General features: G+C 71.2%; 6 protein-coding genes and 1 pseudogene. 1 reads left to right on the top strand and 6 read right to left on the bottom strand.

The window, feature by feature from the left end:
• Window positions 1–40 precede the first annotated feature (40 nt).
• Entirely contained in the window at window positions 41–442 is a 402-nt protein-coding gene (locus tag ACFUN8_RS26390) for a cyclic nucleotide-binding/CBS domain-containing protein (protein WP_383642370.1), read from the bottom strand.
• Between the two features lie 470 nt (window positions 443–912).
• Window positions 913–1,713: a histidinol-phosphatase gene (hisN, locus tag ACFUN8_RS26385; RefSeq protein WP_382569580.1), complete on the bottom strand. Its 801-nt coding sequence runs from the start codon at window positions 1,711–1,713 to the stop codon at window positions 913–915.
• Between the two features lie 134 nt (window positions 1,714–1,847).
• Between hisN and ACFUN8_RS26380 the strand changes: the two are divergent.
• A pseudogene (locus ACFUN8_RS26380) lies at window positions 1,848–2,321 on the top strand (TetR/AcrR family transcriptional regulator); the annotation flags it as partial.
• A 394-nt stretch (window positions 2,322–2,715) separates the two neighbouring features.
• Here the strand turns inward: ACFUN8_RS26380 and ACFUN8_RS26375 are convergent.
• The 4 genes from ACFUN8_RS26375 to ACFUN8_RS26360 form a co-directional block, all read right to left on the bottom strand.
• A complete protein-coding gene (locus ACFUN8_RS26375) occupies window positions 2,716–3,042 on the bottom strand; it encodes a DMT family transporter (RefSeq protein ID WP_382569621.1) in 327 nt (108 codons plus the stop codon).
• A 125-nt stretch (window positions 3,043–3,167) separates the two neighbouring features.
• Window positions 3,168–4,178, bottom strand: a complete 1,011-nt coding sequence (gene rsgA / locus ACFUN8_RS26370) for a ribosome small subunit-dependent GTPase A (protein ID WP_383642367.1) — start codon at window positions 4,176–4,178, stop codon at window positions 3,168–3,170.
• Window positions 4,179–4,182: 4 nt separating this feature from the next.
• Window positions 4,183–5,559 (bottom strand): 3-phosphoshikimate 1-carboxyvinyltransferase, encoded by a 1,377-nt coding sequence (aroA, locus tag ACFUN8_RS26365; protein ID WP_383642364.1) that lies wholly within the window; start codon window positions 5,557–5,559, stop codon window positions 4,183–4,185.
• Window positions 5,560–5,675: 116 nt separating this feature from the next.
• On the bottom strand, window positions 5,676–6,416 hold the full coding sequence (locus ACFUN8_RS26360) for a M50 family metallopeptidase (RefSeq protein ID WP_383642361.1): 741 nt from the start codon (window positions 6,414–6,416) through the stop codon (window positions 5,676–5,678).
• Window positions 6,417–6,779 lie beyond the last annotated feature (363 nt).

The raw sequence follows: 6,779 nt of genomic DNA, 5'->3' as shown, positions 1-6,779 counted from the left end.
GATCCGGCCTCCACCGCCGTCCCCGCGGGTCTCTCGTCCCTCAGCCGGTCAGCGCCGGCGGGCGGCGTCCGACCGGGGCCCAGCAGCGGATGATGTCGCGTACGGACACGATGCCGACCGGCTCCCGGTCGTCGCAGACGATCAGATGACGGAAGCCGCCGTGCGTCATCGCCTCGGCCGCCTCCTCCAGGGTCCAGACCGGGGAGGCGAACACGACCTCGGTGGTGGTGTGCGTGCCGGCCAGTTCCACGTCGGGATCATGTCCGGCGCCGATCGAGATCAGGATGTCACGCTCGGTGATGATCCCGACCCCGCAGTGATCGGTGTCCAGGACGACGGCGGCGCCGACACGGCGAGCCGCCATCAGCTGTGCGGACTGGCGGAGTGTGTGGGTGGGCCCGATGGTGAGGACCACCGTGCTCATGGCGTCACGGACGAGCATGGATGGAGCCACCTCCTCGGTGAACCGGTCCCTCGGCCCTTGGCTGGAGAACGGATTCACAAGTTCACAAGTGGGGGGACTCTCAGAGTGACACCGACACGGTGAGTCAACAAGGGGGCGGACGGAGCGAGGCGCCCGGCGCGCGAAGATCAGAACCGCACGCCCCGGACGCCTCAAGGGACTTCCGATCCCCCGAATGGCCGAACGCCCGGAGAAAAAGTTCGCCGGGTGTCCGGTCGCGGACGGCACTTCTGTACAGCTGTCCGTCGGGACGCCGTAACACCGTGACGCCGGGAGCCGTTCGGGACGGCCGGGAGTCAGCACCCCGGCGAGTGAGCCGAAGGGGCGCGTCGGCGTCGAAAGGGAGAGCGCGCACAGGCCCCGAGGAACGAGGGGCTGAGCACGGTCGACCGTCGAAACCGACGCACCGCGCCCCGGAGGCGAACCGAGCCCTCAAGGAAAGGCGGCCGTCAGTAGCGCTGGTTCAGATAGCCGAGCAGCTCCTCGTGCAGCACCCCGTTCGACGCCGCGGCGTTGCCGCTGTGCGGCCCCGGGCGCCCGTCCAGGCCCGTGAACCGGCCGCCCGCCTCGTGGACGATGATCGACGGCGCGGCCATGTCCCACAGGGACAGCTCCGGCTCCGCGCACATGTCCACCGATCCCTCGGCGACCATCATGTACGGCCAGAAGTCGCCGTACCCGCGCGTACGCCAGCAGGCCCGGGTGAGGTCCAGGAATCCGTCGAGGCGGCCCTGCTCCTCCCAGCCCTTCAGTGAGGCGTGCGCGAACGAGGCGTCCCCGATGCGCGAGACCTTCGAGACCCGCAGCCGCGTCGCCGACGAGAGGCTGCGGCCGGAGTACGCGCCGCCGCCCTTGGCCGCCCACCAGCGGCGCGCCAGCGCGGGCGCCGACACCACGCCGACCACCGGCTCGTAGCCGCCCTCGCCCGCCACCATCAGGGAGATCAGCGTCGCCCAGACGGGGACGCCGCGTACGTAGTTCTTGGTGCCGTCGATCGGGTCGATCACCCACCGGCGCGGGCCGGTGCCCTCGATGCCGTACTCCTCGCCCAGTACGGCGTCCCGAGGCCGCGCCCGCTGGAGATTGCCGCGGATCAGCTCCTCGGCCGACTTGTCGGCCTCACTCACCGGGGTCATGTCCGGTTTGGTCTCGACCTTCAGGTCGAGAGCCTTGAACCGGTCCATCGTCGCGGCGTCGGCGGCGTCCGCGAGGACATGGGCGAGTCGCAGATCATCGTGGTAATCGGGCATGGTCGTCACAGTATCGACAGCGTCCAAGATCGGGCTACGGGCCGACGGGGGAGCCGCACCGGCCCGGGTCCTCTTGACAGCGCGCGAGGCTGCGTCAACTCTGAGTGCGGAGCCGAACGGCCCGGGAGGCAACGATGCCTACAGCGCGTGAAGCCCTACTCAACGCCGCTCTTTCGGCACTCACGGACCAGTCGTGGTCCGCCGTCAGGATGGTCGACGTCGCGTCGGCCGCCGGGGTCTCGCGGCAGACCCTCTACAACGAGTTCGGCAGCAAGGACGGTCTCGCCCGCGCGCTCGTACGGCGCGAGGCCGACCTGTATCTGTACGGCGTCGAGCGGCTGCTGGCCGAGCCCGCGGACCCGGTGGACCGGCTGGTGTCGGTGGCCGAGTGGACGGTCTCCGAGGCGCGCTCCAGGCCCCTGCTGCGGGCCCTGCTCACCGACGGCTGGACCGAACGCCACCCGGCGCCCCGTCCCGTACGCCCCGCGGCCCCTCCGGGGGGCGCGCCCGCCCAGCGCCGCGCGGACGCCGGGCCGCCCGCGCCGGCGGATCTGGTGGCGGCGGTACGGAACCGGGCCGTGGCCGCGCTGGACCCGGGGCGGCCGGACCGCCGGGGTGCCGCGGACACCGGCGCCCCGCCCCGTACCGAACCGTTGCGCGTGCAGGCGGGACGGGTGCAGCGGGCCCGAGTGGAGCAGGCGCGGGCGGACCAGGCGCGGGTCGAGCGGGGGCGTACGCCGCAGCACCGCAGACCGGAGCGCGCCCGGCCCGATCAGCCGCGTGCCGATCAGCCCCGTACCGAACAGGCCCGGACCGACAACGGCCGCTCCACCGCCCCGTCCAGGGCCCCCGAGCCCGTCCTCCGTACGAAGGACGAGTCCGCCGAGCTGGCCTTCCGCTGCGAGCTGGCCGTGCGCCTCGCCCTCGCCCATGTCGTCGCGCCCGACGGTGAGCCCGTCGGGCGCCTGGTGCGCGCGGCCGTCGCCGGGCCGATCGCGGCGGTCAGTGCTGGGACGAGCCCGAGAGCTGGAGGCCGATGACGCCGATGATGACCAGCGAGATCGAGACAATCTTCAGCGTGGAGACCAGGTCGTCGAGGAAGACCATCCCGTAGATCGCGGTGCCTGCCGCGCCGATGCCCGTCCACACCGCGTACGCCGGACCGACGTCGAGCTTCTTGAGCGAGAGGGTCAACAGGCCGAAGCTGGCGAGCGCGAAGGCCGCGAACGCGATCGTCGGCCAGAGCCGGGTGAACCCGTGGGAGAGCTTGAGACAGACGGCGAAGCCCGTCTCCAGCAGCCCTGCCACAACCACCAGCAGCCACGCCATCGTCTGTGCCTCCCGCATCGGTGACTGCACGTTTTCGATGTGCCTTGGTACGCCTTGACAGACCTTGCCAAGACTTGGTGAGTTTATGCACTTACCAAGGCTTGCAGGCGGCAAACATCGCGGGATCAGTCGCCCTCGCGCCGCTCCCGCGTCGAGAGCAGCCGGCGCAGCGAGTCGAGCCTCGACGGATCGGCGTGCCCCTCGGCCACCCACGCGTCCAGCGCGCAGTCCGGTTCGTCGTGACTGCACCCGCGCGGGCAGTTCTCCGTGCCCGGTACGAGGTCGGGGAAGGCCAGGATGACGCGCGACGGGTCGACGTGGTGCAGGCCGAAGGAGCGGATGCCCGGAGTGTCGATCACCCAGCCGTCCGCCTTCTCCAACGGCAGCGCGAGCGCGGAGGTGGTGGTGTGCCGGCCGCGCCCGGTGACCGCGTTGACCAGGCCGGTCGTACGGCGACGGTCGTCCGGCACGAGGGCGTTGACCAGCGTCGTCTTGCCGACGCCGGAGTGCCCGACGAACGCGGTCGTCCGGCCTTCGAGGTATTCGCGTACCCGGTCGGCCGCCTCACCTGTGGCCAGTTCGTCCCGTCGTGTGACGACGTAACGGATCCCCAACGGCCGGTAGGTCTCCAGCAGTTCGTCCGCCGACGCCAGGTCGGACTTGGTGAGGATCAGCAGCGGTTCGAGGCCCGCGTCGAACGCCGCGACCAGGCACCGGTCGATCAGCCGGGGCCGCGGTTCGGGGTCGGCGAGCGCGGTGACCACGGCGAGTTGGTCGGCGTTGGCGACGACGACGCGCTCGAACGGGTCGTCGTCGTCGGCCGTGCGCCTCAGTACGGAGCGTCGCTTCTCGATCCGTACGATGCGCGCCAGCGTGTCCTTCTTGCCGCTGAGGTCTCCGACGAGCATCACCTGGTCACCGACCACGGCGGCTTTGCGGCCCAGTTCGCGCGCCTTCATCGCCAGGACGACGGTGTCGCCGACCAGGCAGGTGAGCCGGCCGCGGTCGACGGTGAGGACCATGCCCTCGGCCGCGTCCTCGTGTTTGGGGCGGATGTTGGTACGCGGTCGGTTGCCCTTGGGGTTGGGGCGGGAGCGGATGTCGTCCTCGTCCGGGTTCTTGCCGTAGCGGCGCATCGCGTCAGGCTCCCGCTCCCGCGAGCATCTCGGTCCACATCTCGGGGAAGTCGGGCAGGGTCTTGGACGTCGTCCCGACGTTCTCGATCTCCACGCCGTCCACGACGAGGCCGATGATCGAGCCCGCCGTGGCCATGCGGTGGTCGTCGTACGTGTGGAAGACGCCGCCGTGCAGGGGGCGCGGGCGGATGTGGAGGCCGTCGGAGGTCTCGGTGACGTCGCCGCCGAGTTCGTTGATCTCCTTGGTGAGGGCGGCCAGCCGGTCCGTCTCGTGGAGCCGCAGATGGGCGACGCCGCGCAGTGTGGAGGGGCCTTCGGCGAGGGCCGCGACGGCCGCGATGCCGGGGGTCAGTTCGCCGACCTCGCTCAGGTCGACGTCGATGCCGTGGATCCGGCCGCCGCCCCTGAAGTTGAGCCCCTGCGCGGTCAGTTCGCAGGAACCGCCCATTTCGGTGAAGATCCGGCGCAGCGCGTCACCGGGCTGCGTGGTGCGGGTCGGCCAGTCCCGTACGGTCACCCGGCCGCCGGTCACGAGGGCGGCGGCGAGGAACGGCTGGGCGTTGGACAGGTCCGGCTCGACGGTCAGGTCGCGGCCGAGCACGGCGCTGGGGGAGACCCGCCACACGTTCGGCTCGCCGCCCGTCTCCGGCTCGTCGACCTGGGCGCCGACGCCGCGCAGCATGTCGACGGTCATCCGGATGTGCGGCAGGGACGGGAGGGTGGCGCCCACGTGCCGTACCTCGACGCCCTGGTTGAAGCGCGGGCCGGAGAGCAGCAGCGCGGAGACGAACTGGGACGAGGAGGAGGCGTCGATCTCGACGGTGCCGCCGTCCAGCGCGCCGCCGCCGTGCACGGTCAGCGGGAGCGAGCCGCGGGCCTCGTCGTCGATCCGGGCGCCGAGGGCGCGCAGGGCGTCGATGACGCCGTGGAGCGGGCGTACGTAGGAGCGGGGGTCGCCGTCGAAGTGGATGGGGCCGTCGGCGAGGGTCGCGACGGGCGGCAGGAAGCGCATGACCGTACCGGCGTTGCCGACGTCGACCGTGGCCGGGCCGTGCAGGCCGTTGGGGAAGATGCGCCACGCCTCGCCGGTGAACGACGGGCTGCCCGCGCCGCGGGCGGGTGTCATGGAGCCCGCCGCCACCGAACTGGAGGAGACCGTCTCCTCGATGCCGACGCCCATCGCGCGCAGGGCGTCCGCCATCAGGAGGGTGTCGCGTGAGCGCAGGGGCCGGCGCAGCCAGCCCGGTTCGGCGGCGAGCGCGGCGAGGACGAGGCCGCGGTTCGTGACCGATTTCGAACCGGGCACGGTGACCGTCGCTTCGACGGCCCCGCTCGCGTAAGGGGCGGGCCAGAGGGCAGGGTGCACGGCGCTTTCGGTCATGGCCTTTACTTTAATGGCTGCACAACGACCGCGATCCCGATCAAATACGTTGAAATCGGGGCGTAATACGAAGGTGGTATGGGGGTACGCGACCGGCTCGCGGGGGCTTTCCGGGCCTACTCCAACCCCAGCAGCCAGGTGCCCCCGCCGATCAGCGAGCACAGCGAGACGGCGTGGAAGAGGAACAGCCACATCGTCGGCGGCACATGCGTCAGGCGTGCGAGCTGGTCGGCGTCGGAGTCGGGGGCGCCGCCGTGCCGCCGCTTGGACTGCAGCTCGAAGGCCGGACGTACGCCGCCGAGCAGCAGGAACCACACGGCGGCGTACGCGAACGCGGCCTGCACGGTCGGACCGGTCAGCCAGGAGATCAGCAGAAAGGCCGCACCCGTCACGATGACGGTCAGTGCCCCGTACGCGTTGCGGATCATGACCAGCATCACCAGCAGCAGGGCCGTCGCCAGCCACAGCAGCAGCGTGATGTGGTGCGCGGCGAGCAGCCAGGCGCCGCCGAGGCCCAGCAGGGACGGGGCCGTGTAACCGGCCGCCGCGGTGAGGATCATGCCGATGCCGGTGGGCTTGCCGCGGCTGACGGTGAGGCCCGAGGTGTCGGAGTGCAGCCGGATGCCGTCGAGCTTGCGGCCGGTGAGCAGGGCGACCAGGCCGTGTCCGCCCTCGTGGGCGATGGTGACGGCGTTGCGCGACAGACGCCAGAGCGGACGCGGCACGACGGCGGCGAGCGCGACGACGGCGGTGGCGATCACCAGCCAGTCCTCGGGGACGGGCTGGGTGCCGAAGACGCGATCCCACAGATCGCCTATGGAGGCGGCCGCGATGCCGCTGGACTCGGTGCTGGTCATCGCTCGGGCGGCTCCTGAGGAGGGCGCACGTCGGGGTCTGCGTCGGACGTGTGCGTCGGGTGTGCGTCGTCGAAGTGTGGCACTTGTGCGCGGGGCGTGGCCGCCGCACAGGGGCTGGAGGGTTTCAAGCCACCTGCGGTCAAGGGCAGTTCAAGTCTTGACGACACCCGAAAGCGGCTGCCATGGTCTAGACCTAGTAGAACATTGGAGTGGTTAGCCCTGCGACAGCGCTCCACCGGACCGTCACCGGACTTCTCCTGCTGTCGATGCAACTGTTCGTGCACCTTCGCGAGTTCCCCACACGCAGTGAGTCCGTAACGGGTCGGAGCCGGCCGCGTCTTCGGCGACGGGCCCGTCGGATGT

Origin of the sequence: Streptomyces sp. NPDC057307, from assembly GCF_042667665.1 — a bacterium.
In the GTDB taxonomy this organism is placed as follows: domain Bacteria; phylum Actinomycetota; class Actinomycetes; order Streptomycetales; family Streptomycetaceae; genus Streptomyces.
This window is presented reverse-complemented; position numbering and strand designations above follow the sequence as displayed.

What these genes read in the sequence shown, in the direction of transcription:
- ACFUN8_RS26360 (WP_383642361.1), bottom strand. Translation starts at nt 6,416, where the DNA reads ATGACCAGCACCGAGTCCAGCGGCATCGCGGCCGCCTCCATAGGCGAT.
- aroA (WP_383642364.1), bottom strand. Translation starts at nt 5,559, where the DNA reads ATGACCGAAAGCGCCGTGCACCCTGCCCTCTGGCCCGCCCCTTACGCG.
- rsgA (WP_383642367.1), bottom strand. Translation starts at nt 4,178, where the DNA reads ATGCGCCGCTACGGCAAGAACCCGGACGAGGACGACATCCGCTCCCGC.
- ACFUN8_RS26390 (WP_383642370.1), bottom strand. Translation starts at nt 442, where the DNA reads ATGCTCGTCCGTGACGCCATGAGCACGGTGGTCCTCACCATCGGGCCC.
- ACFUN8_RS26375 (WP_382569621.1), bottom strand. Translation starts at nt 3,042, where the DNA reads ATGGCGTGGCTGCTGGTGGTTGTGGCAGGGCTGCTGGAGACGGGCTTC.
- hisN (WP_382569580.1), bottom strand. Translation starts at nt 1,713, where the DNA reads ATGCCCGATTACCACGATGATCTGCGACTCGCCCATGTCCTCGCGGAC.